Genomic DNA, 14,000 nt, shown 5'->3' with positions numbered 1-14,000 from the left:
CCTGCCTTAAACCGCCAGAACCAGTTGTATCCAGGCGCGCAACTCCGAGCGCCGCTCGTTCGCTACTCTAAGATCAAGCCCGCGGCCCGCATCCGGGCCGACGCGCTTGGCCAAAGTCGTCTCCAACTGCACATTGTCAAGCAGCTCCCATTGCACCGACGCGCCGACATTATGCTGGAAATAGGTATTGTGGGGGGAGCCCAGGCCCTCCCAGCCGGTCCAGCGTTCCTTGTGCTGCTCGATCAGGCCGCCATCCCAGAAGATGGCGCCCCGCAGGTCATCGCGCAGCATGTGCCCCAGTTCCACACCCAGCATGGCGCCCTGGTCGCCGCTGCCGGCATTGACCGGGTATCCGCGCGTGCCGTTCAGCCCGCCCAGAGAGAATTGTTCGGCACTGTTCAGGTTCTTGCTGGCCAGCTGGCCGGACAGGGTGATCTGTAGGTCGCCGCCCTGCCACAGGGCCTGCCGGCGCGCTGCCGAGAGGGTCAACTTGGCATAATTGCCCTGGGTATCGGCGGTGGCGCGGTCCAGCGCCTTGTTGCTGGCATTGCCGGACAGGTCGACATTGCCGATTTTGACAGCGCCATCCAGTATGAAGGCGCCGCCGCCCTGCCATTGGTCGCGCATCACCCGGCGGGCAGAAAAGGTCAGGGCGGCCAGCCGGTTGCTGGCCGTGGTCAGCCCGCCCACCTTGTCGCTGGTCCATTTATGCTCGACGCCGACCGACAGGTTCACCGGCTCGCCGCTGGCCTGCAGGCCCAGCCAGCGCGCCGTCAGCCCCGCCGTCTGGGCATTGCCCGCCGGCTGCGTGGTATTGACGCTGCGGGGGATGTCATAGGTCAGAGCGGCGCCGCTGCCTTCCAGCCAGAAGGCGCCATCCATGAACGGCGCACCGGCAGAGACCTGCCCATAGCGGGAGGATTTGGTGACCTGGGCGATCAAGGACGCCTGCTCGCCGAAGCCGCTTGCATCGGTCATCGTCACGATGCCCAGGGCACGCGCGCGGCCGATTTCGCTGGCTGAATTATTGTCAAGGACCAGGAGCCCGGTCACCAGCGGCGGCTCCTGCATTTTCAGGATGACATCGGTGGTGCCCTCTTCCTCTCCCGCATCCAGGATGCCGACTGCCTGCATGCCGGGGATGATCCCCAGATTGGTGACACCGGCGGCTATGGCGCCGGGGCGCACCGCGTCGCCCGCCGGGTTGCGGGCATGGATAAAGGCCTCCGCCCGCGCCGGGTCCAGGCGGGTATTGCTGCTCGGATCGATCTTCACCCGGCCCATGCGGGCTTCCAGCACCTGGATGGTGACGATGCCGCCCTCCAGGCTCTGGCGCGGCAGCACGGCGCGGGCCAGCAGATCGCGCTTGGCGTAATACCGGCTGATTCGGGCCGCCGCCTCTTTCAGGTCGCCCAGGGTGCAGTCGCGGCCTACATAATCGGTCAGTTGCGCGGCCAGTTCCTTTTCCGGGATCAGGCTGGACTGAATCCTGAAACCGGTGACGCGCACCGTCTGCCCGTCTTTCAGGAAATCGTCATCGGGCATCGCCGGGGCCAGACCGGGCACCGACGGCGTCGGTGGCGGCGCCTTGGGGATGTTGCGCTCCACATCCCGCAGAATCTGCCCCGCATCCTGGCCCAACGCTACCTGACTTGCCCCCGTCATCAGCATGGCGGCGGCGGCAAGGGCGATCTTTCGTATCTGCAAAGCAGCACCCGGAGGGTTATGAACGCGGCAAAGGGCGAACGGACGATTTCTTTATCTTTGGATTTTATCTCTCATTCTTCCGTAGCGCAATTAAAAGGTCGCAGATGGAAACACCATTAACGGAATATAAACCCTTTAATTTTCAATATTTAAGACCTCTGAAAGGTATCATGCGAGGCTCCCGTCACACGCGGGCAGTGTCGTAGTTTCTATTTCGGAAATTAACCGTTGCCGAGAGCCTGTTTGAGAAGCGCTTCAGTGACAAACTGGCCGGTACAGTGGACTTGCTACGTTGAGTTGTATCATGCCCTTGGAGACGTCGATCCGGGCTTCGTCCTCTCGAACCAGGCCCACCGACGCTTCCGCACGTCAGGCCGCTGCTGCTCGGCGGCGTGCGCGGTTTTTTTGACGCTCATGCCGTGGCGGTCCAGCAGGCGCCAGACGCTGCTCACGGCGGCCCGCACCCCATGCGCCCGCTCCGGATGTGCTGCCATCTCGGCCAGCGTGGTATCGGGCGTTGCCTCGATCAGCGCCAGGATTTCTGCCGCATGTGCCTCCAGCCGATGGGAGTGGCGGTCGCCGCCCATCGGCCGGGGCAGCGGACATGATCCGCCAGAGGCTGGAGGAGGTCGAGTCGTGGCTGGCCGGGGACAAGTCGGTCGAGAAGGCGCGCGCGGCATCGCTGATCCGGTCGTTGATCGACCGGATCGAGATCACACCGTCATCGAGACCACACCGTCAGGGAAGCGCGGAAAAGCCGACATCGTCGCCCATGCCTGCTGGCCGAGATGCGGGGGCTGGCCGGCTGTGAGCCGGGCCAGACCCCGCATAGCGCGATATCGATGGTAGCACCGGGGTGATTTGAACACCCGACCAAGGGCTTATGAGTCCCCTGCTCTACCACTGAGCTACGGTGCCTCAGTGCCGCTGCCGGATCGTCCCCGGCGGCGGGACCCGTGATGTAGTCAAATCGATCCGGGCTGTCAAGCACGACCCGAACGGACGGCGAAAAGCGCCCGGACGGAAGCTCAGAGGGCGGTCCCGGCGCCCGCCGGGATCGGGGCATCGGCCAGCGCGGGCGACGCCTCGGCCCGGACGATCCAGCCGCCGCCCAGCACCCGGTCGCCCTGGTAGAAGACGGCCGCCTGACCGGGCGCCACGCCGTACTGCGGCTGCGTCAGCGTCACGACGGCGCCGCCGTCCGCGGTCAGGCTGACCCGCGCCGGCAGCGCCGGCTGGGCCGAGCGCAGCTTCACCGTCACCGGCACGTCCGCCGTGTCCGTCCCGCCCAGCCAGTTGACCTCGCGCACCAGCACCCGGTCGCGGGCCAGGGCCGTGCGCGGGCCGACGACGACACGGCGCGTCTCCGGCTCCACCCGCACGACATAGAGCGGGTCCAGTTCCTCCCCCTCCGGCGTCCGGCGGCCGCCGATTCCCAGGCCCCTGCGCTGACCGACGGTGTAGCGGATGACACCGTCGTGGCGGCCCAGGACACGGCCGTCGAGATGCACGATCTCCCCCGGCTCCACGGCACCGGGGCGGAGCTTCTCCACCACCTGGGCATAGTTGCCGGCGGGCACGAAGCAGATGTCCTGGCTGTCGGGCTTGTCGGCCACGGCGAGGCCCAGCCGCTCGGCCAGGGCGCGGGTCTCGCTCTTGGGCAGGTGACCGATGGGGAAGCGCAGATAGTCGAGCTGCGCCGGCGTCGTGGCGAACAGGAAATAGCTCTGGTCGCGGGCCGGATCGGCGCCGCGGTGCAGCGCCGGGCCGGTCGGTCCCGCGACCCGGCGGGCATAGTGTCCGGTGGCGAGGCAGTCGGCGCCGAGGTCGCGCGCCTGCGCCAGCAGGTCACGGAACTTGACCCGCTGGTTGCAGCGGACACAGGGGATCGGCGTCTCCCCGCGCAGATAGCTGTCCGCGAAATCGTCGATCACCGACTGGCCGAAGCGGCTCTCGTAATCCAGGACGTAGTGCGGAATGTCGATGCGGTCCGCGACCTGGCGCGCATCGTAGATGTCCTGCCCGGCGCAGCAGGCCCCCTTCCGGCCCACGGTCAGGCCGTGATCGTAGAGCTGCAGCGTGATGCCGACCACGTCGTAGCCCTGTTCCTTGAGCAGGGCCGCCGTGACGGACGAATCGACCCCGCCCGACATGGCGACGACCACGCGGGTATCCTGGGGAGCCTTGTCGAAACCGAGCGAATTCATGCCGGCAATATAGGGGACGCCGCCGCCCGGACAACGGACAGCGGCCGTGTTCCGCCCCGCGCCCGGCGCAAGGCCCCTCCCCGATCTCCCACAGGTCCCGTTATGCTGGGGCCAAGCCGCGGGAATGACGGCAGAACGGGACGGGAGGAGAGCATGGACGGGCCGAAGAGCCGCTTCGCCCAGGCGAACGGCATCCGCATGCATTATCTGGAGATGGGCGAAGGACCGCTGGTCCTGCTCTGCCACGGCTGGCCGGAACTGTCCTGGTCCTGGCGCCACCAGATTCCGGCCCTGGCCGCGGCCGGGTTCCGTGTCGTCGCGCCGGACATGCGGGGCTTCGGCGACACCGACGCACCGGAGCCGGTGGAGGCCTACACCCTGCTGCACACGACGGGCGACATGGTCGGCCTGCTGGAGGCGCTGGGCGAGGAGCAGGCTGTCATCGTCGGACACGACTGGGGGGCGCCCGTGGCCTGGCAGTGCGGCCTGTTCCGCCCGGACCGCTTCCGCGCCGTCGCCGGCCTGTCGGTGCCCTATTCGCCGCGCGGCTCCGTCAGCCTTGTCACGCTGCTGCGGGCGATGGGGCTGGACCGCTTCTACATGATGTATTTCCAGGAACCCGGACAGGCCGAGCGGGAGCTGGAGGCCGACCCGCGGGAAACCTTCCTGCGCCTGCTCTACAGCGCCAGCGGTGCCGCCGCGGCCACGGGGGCGGGCTGGCCGGCGATGATCCCGCCCGGCCGCACGGTCGTGGAGGCCTGCGCCCGGCCCGATGCCCTGCCCGGCTGGCTGCAGGAGGAGGATCTGGCGCGCTATGCGGAGACCTATGCCCGCACCGGCTTCCGCGGCGGCCTGAACTGGTACCGCAACCTGCACCGCACCTGGGAGCTGACGGCCGCCTGGGCCGGGGCCCGCATCCGGGTGCCGGCGCTGTTCATCGCCGGCGCGGAGGACGGTGTGCTGAAGATGCCCGGCCTGGACAAGGCGGTGCAGCAGCTCGACGACACCTGCCTGGACCTGCGCGGCCGGCACATCCTGCCCGGCGCCGGCCACTGGGTGCAGCAGGAAGCGCCCGAGGCGGTCAACGCGGCGCTGATCGGATTCCTGACGGGACTGTGACGCGGAACGGGTCCCGACAGCGGACGGCGTTCGGGATCGGCAGAGATCGAGAGTGACTTGCAGAAGCGGCCTGCCCCGGCAAGCAACGGCATGACGGCGGAGGCGGTCGCCGGGAGCGACTCCGAACAGAATACTGTGCCCTTCCCGTAACTTGCTTCTTTGCGGCATAATACCGCAAAGAGCCCCGGCAGCGGGACCTTGACGATTCGTCGGGGCGCCTGTCTTCTCGGGGTTCGACCCACCGTGCCGGATGCCCCGGCCGGTCCGTCCGTAAGTGGTTTTACTCCCCATGACAGGAACTTCACCTGCGGTCTGGTCGGATGCCGGCGGCGCCAGCGCGCACAGCAGCACCCTGACGGCCGACCAGATCGCCGCCGCGGCGGCGGTGATGCGCGTCCTGCCCGCCGCCGTGCTGCAGCCGGCGATCGGCCTCGCCATCAACCACCTGACCCACCGCCATCCGGGCATCCTGGAGGCGCTGGCGGATCTCGGTTCCGACACGGTCGTGATCGACCCGATCGATCTGCCGATGGCGTTCCTCGTCCGCCTGGAGAACAACCACCTGAGCGTCCGCTGCCTGGATGCCAAGTGGGCGGTGATCAAACCGAAATCCCGCATCCGCGGCCGGCTGGAGGTGCTGATCGGGCTGGTGGACGGCACGCTGGACGGCGACGCCCTGTTCTTCTCCCGCGACCTTTCCGTCGAGGGCGACACGCGGGCGGTGGTCGTGCTGCGCAACGCGCTGGACGGGGCCGGCCTCGACATGATCGAGGAGGTGCGCTCCGCCCTGGGGCCGCTCGGCAGCCCGGCGCTGCGCCTGCTGGACATGGCCGGCGGGCTGCTCCGCCGCCGCGGCAGCCGGTATGCCGCCAGCACCGATTCCCTTCATCCCGATTCGCTGCGGAGCCCGAAATGACGGCACCGACCCTTGCACGGCCCGCGCCCGGGCCGGCCGGAACCCTGTCCGCGCCCCGGAGCCAGGAGGCGCTCACCCCGCTGGAGCTGGTCTGCCCGGCCGGCACCCCCGCTGCCCTGCGCAGCGCCGTCGATGCCGGCGCCGACGTCGTCTATGTCGGCTTCCGCGACGAGACGAACGCGCGCAACTTCCCGGGCCTGAACTTCACCCCGGCCGATCTGGCGCAGGGCGTGGCCTACGCGCACCAGCGCGGCTGCCAGGTCTATGTGGCGATCAACACCTTCCCCACGGCCGGCAATCCCGGCCCCTGGCACAAGGCCCTGGCCGAGGCGGAGAAGGCCGGCGTGGACGCCGTGATCCTGGCCGACATCGGCCTGCTGGACCACGCCTCGCGCAACCATCCGAACCTGCGCCTGCACCTGTCGGTCCAGGCGTCCGCCTCCAACGCGGATTCGATCGCGTTCTACCAGGAGCAGTTCGGGGTGAAGCGCGTGGTGCTGCCGCGCGTGCTGACGATCGAGGAGATCGCCAAGCTGAACTCCGAGATCAGCGTCGAGACCGAGGTGTTCGCCTTCGGCGGCCTCTGCGTCATGGCGGAGGGCCGGTGCAGCCTGTCCTCCTACGCCACCGGCCGCTCGCCGAACATGAACGGCGTCTGCTCGCCGGCGGAGTGCGTCCACTACAAGCAGGAGAACGACACGCTCTTCATGCGGCTGGGCGAGTTCACCATCAACGCCTTCCGCGACGACGAGCCGGCCGGCTATCCGACCCTGTGCAAGGGCAAGTTCGTCGTGGACGGCAAGCCCTACCATGTGTTCGAGGACCCGGCCTCGCTCAACGCCGTCGCCATGATCCCCGAACTGATGAAGGCGGGGGTCACGGCCCTGAAGATCGAGGGACGCCAGCGCGGCCGCGCCTACGTCACCAGCGTCGTCCAGGCGTTCCGCCGGGCAGTGGACGCGGTGGCGCGCGGCGAGCCGGTGCCGGAGGACGTGCTGACGGCCTACACCGAAGGCTCGCGGACCACGACGGGCGCCCTGCAGAGGAAGTGGAAGTAAGGCAATGACCGTGTCCCGGCCCGTTCTCACGCTCGGCCCGATCCTGTTCAACTGGCCGACAGAGAAGAAGATCGACTTCTACAAGCGGATCGCCGACGAGGCGCCCGTGGATGTCGTCTATATCGGTGAGGTGATCTGCTCCAAGCGGACGCCTTTCTTCGAGCCCGCGATCCCGGAGCTGATCGAGAAGCTTCAGCGCGGCGGCAAGACCGTCGTGCTGTCCACGCTGTCCCTGATCATGGCGAGCCGTGAGCTGAAGCAGCTCCGCGAGACGGCGGCGTCGGCCGAGGTGATGATCGAGGCGAACGACGTCTCGACCATGCGCATGCTGGAAGGCAAGCCGCACATCGTCGGCCCGTTCGTGAACATCTACAACGAAGGCGCGCTGAACTATGCGCTGGGCAAGGGGGCCGTCCGCGTCGCCCTGCCCTGCGAGCTGCCGGCCACCTCCATCGCGGCGCTGGCCAAGGCCGCCCCGCAGGCGGAGCTGGAGGTGCAGGTGTTCGGCCGGCTGCCGCTGGCCGTGTCCTCGCGCTGCTACCACGCCCGCAGCCGCGATCTGCACCGTGACGGCTGCCAGTATGTCTGCGCCGACGATCCGGACGGCATGACCGTGGAGACGCTGGAAGGCCAGAAGTTCCTGGCCGTCAACGGCACGGAGACGATCTCCTACACGGTCTGCAACCTGATCGCGGAGCTGGCCCAGCTCCGGGAGATCGGCGTCAGCCACTTCCGCCTGTGGCCGCACGATGTGGACATGGTGGCGGTCGCCACGCTGTTCCGCGACGTGATGGACGGCCGGATGCCGGCCATCGACGCCTACAAGGAACTGGAGAAGCTGGTCACCTTCGCCCCCTTCTCCAACGGCTATGTCAGCGGGGTGGAAGGGTTCCGTTTCACCCATCCGGAGATGGTGTCCGACCTGGGCGCCTGATCCCCGCACCAGCGGACAGAAAAAAGCCGCGGCGGCCATCCGGTCGCCGCGGCTTTGTCTTTTCTGGAACCCGGCGGCGGCCCGCTCCCGACGGGCCTGCCGTTCCAGGCTCCGTCAGGGTGTCCAGGCGCGGATGCGGCGGCCGGCCTCGACCACGTCCGCCTCGCTGCCCGCGAAGCTCAGCCGGACATAGCGGTGGCCGCGCTCGCGGTCGAAATCCACGCCCGGCGTGATCGCCACCCCCGTCTCTGCCAGCAGGCGGCGGCAGAGGATCTGGCTGTCGTCGGTCAGGTGCGAGACGTCGGCGTAGAGGTAGAAGGACCCGTCGGCCGGCGCCAGCCGGGTCCAGCCGGCCCCGTGCAGTTCCTCGATCAGCCGGTCGCGGTTGCGCCGGTAGCGGGCGACGTGGCCGTCCAGCTCCTCGGTGCAGTCGAAGGCCGCGATGGCGGCGAACTGGGACAGCGCCGGCGGCGAGATGAACAGGCTCTGCGCCAGGCATTCCACGGCACGCAGCAACTCCGGCGGAACGATCATCCAGCCCAGCCGCCAGCCGGTCATGCTGAAATACTTGGAGAAGCTGTTGATCACCAGGGCCCGGTCGCCGAAGGACAGGGCCGTGGCCGGCGGCACGCTGCCGAAGTCGATGCCGTGGTACAGCTCGTCGGAGATCAGGCGGACGCCGTTCTCCACACACCAGTCGGACAGGCGCTTCAGCTCCGCCGGGGCCAGCATGGTGCCGGCGGGATTGCTGGGGCTGGCGACGATCAGGCCGCGCACCGGCCGGTCCAGCGCCTGGAGATGCTCCACCGTCGGCTGGAAGCGGGTTTCCGGTCCGGCCGGGATCTCCACCGGCACGAGGTCCAGCGAGGTGAGGATGTTGCGGTAGGCGGGATAGCCGGGGGCGGCCAGCGCCACCCGGTCACCGGGAGAGAAGGCGGCAAGGAAGCTCAGGAGGAAGGCGCAGGACGACCCCGTCGTGACGGCGATGCGCTCGGCCGGGACGGAAACGCCGTAGCGGTCGCGGTACCAGCGGGCGATGCCGTCGCGCAGGGCGGGCAGGCCCATGGCGTCGGTATAGCCGATCGCTTCCCGGTCCAGGGCAGCATGCGCCGCCGCCACCACCCCGCGCGGAGCGGAGGTGGAGGGCTGGCCGATCTCCAGATGCAGCACGTCGCCGCCCGCCGCCTGACGCTCGTTGGCGGCGCGCAGCACCTCCATCACCATGAAGGGAGCGACCCGCCCGCGCCGGGACGGGTCCCAGCAACCGGGTCCGTGCAGCACCTGCCCTCGAAAATCCGCCCTTCCTTCGCCAGATTTTTCGTGCTGATCATCGCGGGACGGCGTCACGCCGGAGGAAAGCATCATGGGTCCGTATCCGAAGCGGCTCGCCTACGCGGCCGTGGCCTGGGTTGTCTCGGTTCTGCTGGCGGTTCAGCCCGCCATGGCGCAACGCCAGCTCAGCTTCATCCGCGATGCGGAAATCGAGCACATCCTGAAGGCCTATACCACCCCGCTTTTCAAGGCATCAGGCATCATCCCCGAGGCCGTGACGATCGGCCTCATCAAGGATGATTCGCTCAATGCCTTCGTCGCGGGCGGACAGAATATTTTCGTCCACACCGGCCTTCTGATCGAAAGCACCGATGCCTCGCAGGTCATCGGGGTGCTGGCGCACGAGACCGGCCACATCGCCGGCGGCCATCTGGCACGCAGCCGCGACGCCATCGAGGATGCCAGCACCGTGGCCTCGCTGGCGATGCTGCTGGGTCTTGCCGCGGCCATCGGATCGGGCCGCGGCGACGTGGGCACCGGCGTCATCGCCGGCGGCCAGGAACTGGCGCGGCGGACCTTCTTCTCCTTCTCCCGCACGCAGGAAGGGTCGGCCGACGAATTCGCCATGTCCACCCTGGAGAAGATCGGCTGGTCCTCCCGCGGGCTGCTGGCCTTCATGGAGAGGCTGGCGAGCCAGGAACTGGTGCCGGAGAGCCGGCAGGTCGAATATGTCCGGACCCACCCGCTGACCCGCAACCGTATCGAGGTGATCAAGCACTTCGTCGAGCGGGAATCGAAGCACTCCGACTCCCCGCTGCCGGCGGAGTTCGCGGAGATGCATGCACGCATGAAGGCCAAGCTGGTCGGCTTCCTGCGCCCGGATCTGGCGCTGCGCCGCTATGCCGAGAGCGACCGCAGCGTGGCCGGCCGCTACGGCCGCGCCATCGGGCTCTACCAGAAGGGCGAGATCGGCAAGGCGCTGGAGATCCTGGACGGGCTGCTGGCGCAGGAGCCGGCCAACCCCTACTTCCATGAGTTGCGGGGCCAGATCCTGTTCGAGAACGGCCGGGCGGCCGAGGCCGTGCCGTCCTACCGCCGCGCCGTCGAACTTCTGCCGGACTCGGGCCTGCTCCGCTCGGCCCTGGCGCACGCCCTGCTGGAGGTGCAGGACGACCGGCTGCTGGACGAAGCCATCGCCAACCTCCAGGCGGCGGCGCTGAAAGAACGCTATTCCTCCTTCATCTGGCGTCTGCTGGCGAGCGCCTACAGCCGTGCCGACAACCAGCCCCTGCTGGCCTACTCCATGGCCGAGGAGGCGCTGGCCCGGGGCGACGTGCGGGCCGCGAAGTTCCATGCCGACCGGGCGGAACAGCTCCTGCCCGCCGGCTCTCCGGAATGGATCAGGGCGCAGGACATCCGGGTCATGGTGGACAGCCGCCCGACTGCGCGCAGCGGCTGAGCGACCGGCCGGTCCGGGCCATCGCCGGGCGGCACGCCTTGCTGCCGCCGCAATCGCGTCCGATCCCGTCCCCTTCCCCGCCCCCCTTGCGCGGGGATGCGGGCTCGCGCAAGGTGGCGCGCCCTTCCCCAGGAGTTGACGATGGTCCGCCCTTCTTCCGTTGCCGCCGCCCTGTTGGCCGCCTTCCTCGCCGGCACCGCCGCCCTGCCCGCGTCGGCCGCCGAGCCCCTTGACCGCAAGGCGGTGGAGCAGATCGTGCGCGAGTACCTGCTGGCCAATCCGGAGATCATCCTGGAGGCCGTGCAGGCGCTGGAGAAGAAGCAGCAGGACGAGAGCGCGGCCGCCACCGTGGAAGCCATCCGGTCCAACCGGGAGCAGCTCACGGCCAGCAAGGCCTCGCCGGTGCTGGGCAATCCCAAGGGTGACCTGGTGCTGGTCGAGTTCTTCGACTACCAGTGCGGCTACTGCAAGCACAGCCAGCCGGAGCGCAACGCCGCCCTCAAGGAGGACGGCAAGGTCAAGCTGGTGCTGAAGGAGTTCCCGATCCTGGGGCCCGGTTCCGTCGTCGCCACCAAGGCGGCGCTGGCCGCCCGCGCCCAGGACCGTTACGCCCCCCTGCACGAGGCCCTGATGCAGCACCAGGGCCGGCTGGACGAGGAGACGGTGATGCAGATCGCCGAGAAGGCCGGCCTGGACATGGCGAAGCTCCGCAAGGACATGGAGAGCGAATCCGTGCAGGCGGAGATCGACGCCAATCTGGCGCTGGCCCGCCAGTTGGGCATCCAGGGCACCCCGGCCTTCGTGATCGGCGACACGCTGGTCCCCGGCGCCATCGAGAAGGACACGTTCCTGGAGCTGTTCAAGAACGCGCGGGCCGCAGCCAAGGAAAAGCAGGGCTGACCAAGGGCCGATGCGGCCCGATGAGCATTGCCCTCGGGCCGCACCGTGCTATAAACGGCCCGCTTCCGGCGACATCTGAACAAAGCGACTTCCGTGGCGATCCAGCCTTCCGTGCTTGTCCTGAACGGGCCCAACCTGAACCTGCTCGGCACGCGGGAGCCGCATATCTATGGCTCGGAGACGCTCGACGACATCGAAGTCTCCTGCCAGGAAACCGCGGCCCGGCTGGGTCTGGACATCGACTTCCGCCAGTCCAACCACGAAGGCGAGCTTGTCACCTGGATCCAGGAGGCGCGTGGCGAGCATGACGCGATCCTGATCAACGCCGGGGCATACAGCCACACCTCCATCGCCATACTCGACGCGCTCCAGGCGGTCGATCTTCCCGTGGTCGAGGTGCATTTGAGCAACATCTTCCGCCGCGAGCCGTTCCGACACCATTCCCATGTGTCCACGGTCGCGCGCGGGGTCATTTGCGGCTTCGGTTCGCATGGCTACATCCTGGCGCTTGAAGCCGTTGCCCGGCTGATCGACGCGCCCGGCGCAGCCTGACCGGAACCGCAGGGGGACAGGACTGCACGACATGAGCACCTTCGACTTGGACAGCGAGTTTGTCCGCAAGCTGGCGAACCTGCTGGAAGAAACCGGCGTTACGGAGATCGAGTATGCCGAGGGCGACCGTCGCATCCGCATGACGCGGCAGTCGCTGGCGACGCAGACGGTGGTCCAGGCGGCCCCGGTGGTCGCCGCCGCCGCCCCGGCGCCCACGCCGGCGGCCCCCGCACCCGCCGCCCCGCCGGCCGCGCATCCGGGGGCGCTGAAGTCGCCCATGGTCGGCACCGCCTACGCGGCGCCGGAACCGGGTGCCGCCCCCTTCGTCCGCCAGGGCGATACGGTGAAGGCCGGCCAGACCGTGCTGATCATCGAGGCCATGAAGGTGATGAACCCGATCAAGGCGCCGAAGGCCGGCACCGTCACCCAGATCCTGGTCGAGGACGCGCAGCCGGTCGAGTTCGGTGAAGTCCTCCTGGTCATCGAGTGACCACGACATGTCCTCCGACGCTCTTTTCGAGAAGGTCCTGATCGCCAACCGCGGCGAGATCGCCCTTCGCATCCACCGCGCCTGCCAGGAGATGGGCATCCGCACGGTCGCGGTCCATTCCACCGCCGACGCTGACGCCATGCATGTCCGGCTGGCCGACGAGAGCGTCTGCATCGGGCCGGCGGCTTCCAAGGACAGCTATCTCAACATCCCGGCGATCCTGTCGGCGGCCACCATCACGGGGGCCGACGCCATCCATCCGGGCATCGGCTTCATGGCCGAGAACGCCCAGTTCGCCGAGATGGTGATCGAGCACGGCTTCACCTGGATCGGCCCGACGCCGGAGCATATCCGGATCATGGGCGACAAGGTCACCGCCAAGAAGACGGTGATCGACCTGGGCCTGCCCTGCGTACCCGGCTCCGACGGGCCGGTGCGCGACTTCGAGGACGCCTCGGCGGTGGCCGAGCAGATCGGTTATCCGATCCTGATCAAGGCCGCGGCGGGCGGTGGCGGCAAGGGCATGAAGGTGGCCTGGAACCGCGACCAGCTCCGCGAAGCCTACCAGCTCGCCCGGGGCGAGGCGCGCGCCGCCTTCGGCAACGATCAGGTCTATATCGAGAAGTATCTGGCGAACCCCCGCCACATCGAGATTCAGCTTCTCGGCGACAACTACGGCACCGTCGTGCATTTCGGCGAGCGCGACTGCTCGGTCCAGCGCCGGCACCAGAAGGTGATCGAGGAAGCCCCCTCGCCCGCGCTCACGGTCGAGCAGCGGGAGTGGATCGGCGCGCTGGCGGCCCGCACGGCCCAGTCGCTGGGCTACCGCGGCGTCGGCACGATGGAGTTCCTGTACGAGAACGGGCAGTTCTACTTCATCGAGATGAACACCCGCCTCCAGATCGAGCACACCATCACCGAGATGGTCACCGGCGTCGATCTGGTGCGCGAGCAGATCCGCGTGGCCGCCGGGCAGCCGCTGGGCTACAGCCAGGCGGACATCCGCTTCAACGGCCACTCCATCGAGTGCCGTATCAATGCCGAGCATCCGGACACCTTCACCCCCTCGCCGGGACTGATCCGGCAGTACCATGCGCCGGGCGGGCTGGGGGTGCGGGTGGACTCCGCGCTCTATGACGGCTACCGCGTGCCGCCCCACTACGACAGCATGATCGCCAAGCTGATCGTCCACGGGAACAACCGCACGGAATGCCTGATGCGGCTGCGCCGGGCGCTGGGAGAGTTCGTGATCGACGGGGTGGACACCTCCATCCCGCTGCACCAGCGGATCATCTCCGAGCCGGACTTCGTCGCCGGCAACTACGACATCAAGTGGATGGAGGAGTGGATCAAGCGCCGCGCCTGAACCGCGCCGCTGCCGCTCCG

General features: G+C 68.4%; 14 protein-coding genes and 1 tRNA gene. 10 read left to right on the top strand and 5 right to left on the bottom strand.

All coding sequences use genetic code 11. The annotated features are described in order from the left end of the window. Nucleotides 1–6: 6 nt before the first annotated feature. Both RC1_RS04475 and RC1_RS19885 read right to left on the bottom strand, forming a co-directional pair. Nucleotides 7–1,707, bottom strand: coding sequence for a ShlB/FhaC/HecB family hemolysin secretion/activation protein (locus RC1_RS04475; RefSeq protein WP_012566159.1), 1,701 nt, complete (start codon nt 1,705–1,707; stop codon nt 7–9). A gap of 302 nt (nt 1,708–2,009) precedes the next feature. Further along, nucleotides 2,010–2,294: a winged helix-turn-helix domain-containing protein gene (locus tag RC1_RS19885; protein ID WP_049766645.1), complete on the bottom strand. Its 285-nt coding sequence runs from the start codon at nt 2,292–2,294 to the stop codon at nt 2,010–2,012. A gap of 17 nt (nt 2,295–2,311) precedes the next feature. Here RC1_RS19885 and RC1_RS21685 point away from each other — a divergent pair, with 17 nt between their 5' ends. Further along, the gene (locus tag RC1_RS21685) at nt 2,312–2,518 is read left to right on the top strand and encodes a hypothetical protein (protein WP_012566157.1); all 207 of its coding nucleotides are present in this window, start codon (nt 2,312–2,314) and stop codon (nt 2,516–2,518) included. A 32-nt stretch (nt 2,519–2,550) separates the two neighbouring features. Here the strand turns inward: RC1_RS21685 and RC1_RS04465 are convergent. Both RC1_RS04465 and mnmA read right to left on the bottom strand, forming a co-directional pair. Then, nucleotides 2,551–2,625, bottom strand: a tRNA-Met gene (locus tag RC1_RS04465). Between the two features lie 110 nt (nt 2,626–2,735). Next, complete coding sequence (gene mnmA, locus RC1_RS04460) at nt 2,736–3,914, bottom strand: tRNA 2-thiouridine(34) synthase MnmA (RefSeq protein WP_012566156.1); 1,179 nt, start codon at nt 3,912–3,914, stop codon at nt 2,736–2,738. Between the two features lie 153 nt (nt 3,915–4,067). On the opposite strand from mnmA, the gene RC1_RS04455 reads away from it, so the two are divergent. From RC1_RS04455 to ubiV, 4 genes are all read left to right on the top strand, one after another. After that, nucleotides 4,068–5,033, top strand: a complete 966-nt coding sequence (locus tag RC1_RS04455) for an alpha/beta fold hydrolase (RefSeq protein ID WP_012566155.1) — start codon at nt 4,068–4,070, stop codon at nt 5,031–5,033. Nucleotides 5,034–5,322: 289 nt separating this feature from the next. Beyond that, entirely contained in the window at nt 5,323–5,949 is a 627-nt protein-coding gene (gene ubiT, locus RC1_RS04450) for a ubiquinone anaerobic biosynthesis accessory factor UbiT (protein ID WP_012566154.1), read from the top strand. Further along, on the top strand, nt 5,946–7,007 hold the full coding sequence (ubiU, locus tag RC1_RS04445; RefSeq protein WP_012566153.1) for a ubiquinone anaerobic biosynthesis protein UbiU: 1,062 nt from the start codon (nt 5,946–5,948) through the stop codon (nt 7,005–7,007). The genes ubiT and ubiU overlap by 4 nt, the downstream gene beginning before the upstream one ends. A gap of 4 nt (nt 7,008–7,011) precedes the next feature. Further along, on the top strand, nt 7,012–7,941 hold the full coding sequence (gene ubiV, locus RC1_RS04440; protein WP_012566152.1) for a ubiquinone anaerobic biosynthesis protein UbiV: 930 nt from the start codon (nt 7,012–7,014) through the stop codon (nt 7,939–7,941). 114 nt (nt 7,942–8,055) lie between these two features. On the opposite strand, the gene RC1_RS04435 is transcribed toward ubiV, so the two are convergent. Continuing rightward, complete coding sequence (locus RC1_RS04435; RefSeq protein WP_234703865.1) at nt 8,056–9,165, bottom strand: pyridoxal phosphate-dependent aminotransferase; 1,110 nt, start codon at nt 9,163–9,165, stop codon at nt 8,056–8,058. A 139-nt stretch (nt 9,166–9,304) separates the two neighbouring features. Here RC1_RS04435 and RC1_RS04430 point away from each other — a divergent pair, with 139 nt between their 5' ends. The 5 genes from RC1_RS04430 (at nt 9,305) to accC (ending at nt 13,980) form a co-directional block, all read left to right on the top strand. Then, a complete protein-coding gene (locus RC1_RS04430; RefSeq protein WP_012566150.1) occupies nt 9,305–10,672 on the top strand; it encodes a M48 family metalloprotease in 1,368 nt (455 codons plus the stop codon). A 141-nt stretch (nt 10,673–10,813) separates the two neighbouring features. Beyond that, nucleotides 10,814–11,572, top strand: coding sequence for a DsbA family protein (locus tag RC1_RS04425; protein ID WP_012566149.1), 759 nt, complete (start codon nt 10,814–10,816; stop codon nt 11,570–11,572). A gap of 93 nt (nt 11,573–11,665) precedes the next feature. Beyond that, the gene (aroQ, locus tag RC1_RS04420) at nt 11,666–12,124 is read left to right on the top strand and encodes a type II 3-dehydroquinate dehydratase (RefSeq protein ID WP_012566148.1); all 459 of its coding nucleotides are present in this window, start codon (nt 11,666–11,668) and stop codon (nt 12,122–12,124) included. A 31-nt stretch (nt 12,125–12,155) separates the two neighbouring features. Next, nucleotides 12,156–12,614, top strand: a complete 459-nt coding sequence (gene accB / locus RC1_RS04415) for an acetyl-CoA carboxylase biotin carboxyl carrier protein (protein WP_012566147.1) — start codon at nt 12,156–12,158, stop codon at nt 12,612–12,614. A 7-nt stretch (nt 12,615–12,621) separates the two neighbouring features. Next, nucleotides 12,622–13,980 carry an acetyl-CoA carboxylase biotin carboxylase subunit gene (gene accC / locus RC1_RS04410; protein WP_012566146.1) on the top strand — a complete coding sequence of 453 codons (1,359 nt, stop codon included), beginning with the start codon at nt 12,622–12,624 and terminating at the stop codon, nt 13,978–13,980. Nucleotides 13,981–14,000 lie beyond the last annotated feature (20 nt).

The sequence above is a fragment of the Rhodospirillum centenum SW genome (genome assembly GCF_000016185.1).
In the GTDB taxonomy this organism is placed as follows: Bacteria; Pseudomonadota; Alphaproteobacteria; order Azospirillales; family Azospirillaceae; genus Rhodocista; species Rhodocista centena.
This window is presented reverse-complemented; position numbering and strand designations above follow the sequence as displayed.

Bases quoted from the DNA above. Each gene is read 5' to 3' on its own strand.
- ubiU (WP_012566153.1), top strand. From the start codon at position 5,946: ATGACGGCACCGACCCTTGCACGGCCCGCGCCCGGGCCGGCCGGAACC.
- RC1_RS19885 (WP_049766645.1), bottom strand. From the start codon at position 2,294: ATGGGCGGCGACCGCCACTCCCATCGGCTGGAGGCACATGCGGCAGAA.
- mnmA (WP_012566156.1), bottom strand. From the start codon at position 3,914: ATGAATTCGCTCGGTTTCGACAAGGCTCCCCAGGATACCCGCGTGGTC.
- RC1_RS04435 (WP_234703865.1), bottom strand. From the start codon at position 9,165: ATGGTGATGGAGGTGCTGCGCGCCGCCAACGAGCGTCAGGCGGCGGGC.
- accC (WP_012566146.1), top strand. From the start codon at position 12,622: ATGTCCTCCGACGCTCTTTTCGAGAAGGTCCTGATCGCCAACCGCGGC.
- ubiV (WP_012566152.1), top strand. From the start codon at position 7,012: ATGACCGTGTCCCGGCCCGTTCTCACGCTCGGCCCGATCCTGTTCAAC.
- RC1_RS04455 (WP_012566155.1), top strand. From the start codon at position 4,068: ATGGACGGGCCGAAGAGCCGCTTCGCCCAGGCGAACGGCATCCGCATG.
- RC1_RS04430 (WP_012566150.1), top strand. From the start codon at position 9,305: ATGGGTCCGTATCCGAAGCGGCTCGCCTACGCGGCCGTGGCCTGGGTT.
- RC1_RS21685 (WP_012566157.1), top strand. From the start codon at position 2,312: ATGATCCGCCAGAGGCTGGAGGAGGTCGAGTCGTGGCTGGCCGGGGAC.
- RC1_RS04425 (WP_012566149.1), top strand. From the start codon at position 10,814: ATGGTCCGCCCTTCTTCCGTTGCCGCCGCCCTGTTGGCCGCCTTCCTC.
- accB (WP_012566147.1), top strand. From the start codon at position 12,156: ATGAGCACCTTCGACTTGGACAGCGAGTTTGTCCGCAAGCTGGCGAAC.
- ubiT (WP_012566154.1), top strand. From the start codon at position 5,323: ATGACAGGAACTTCACCTGCGGTCTGGTCGGATGCCGGCGGCGCCAGC.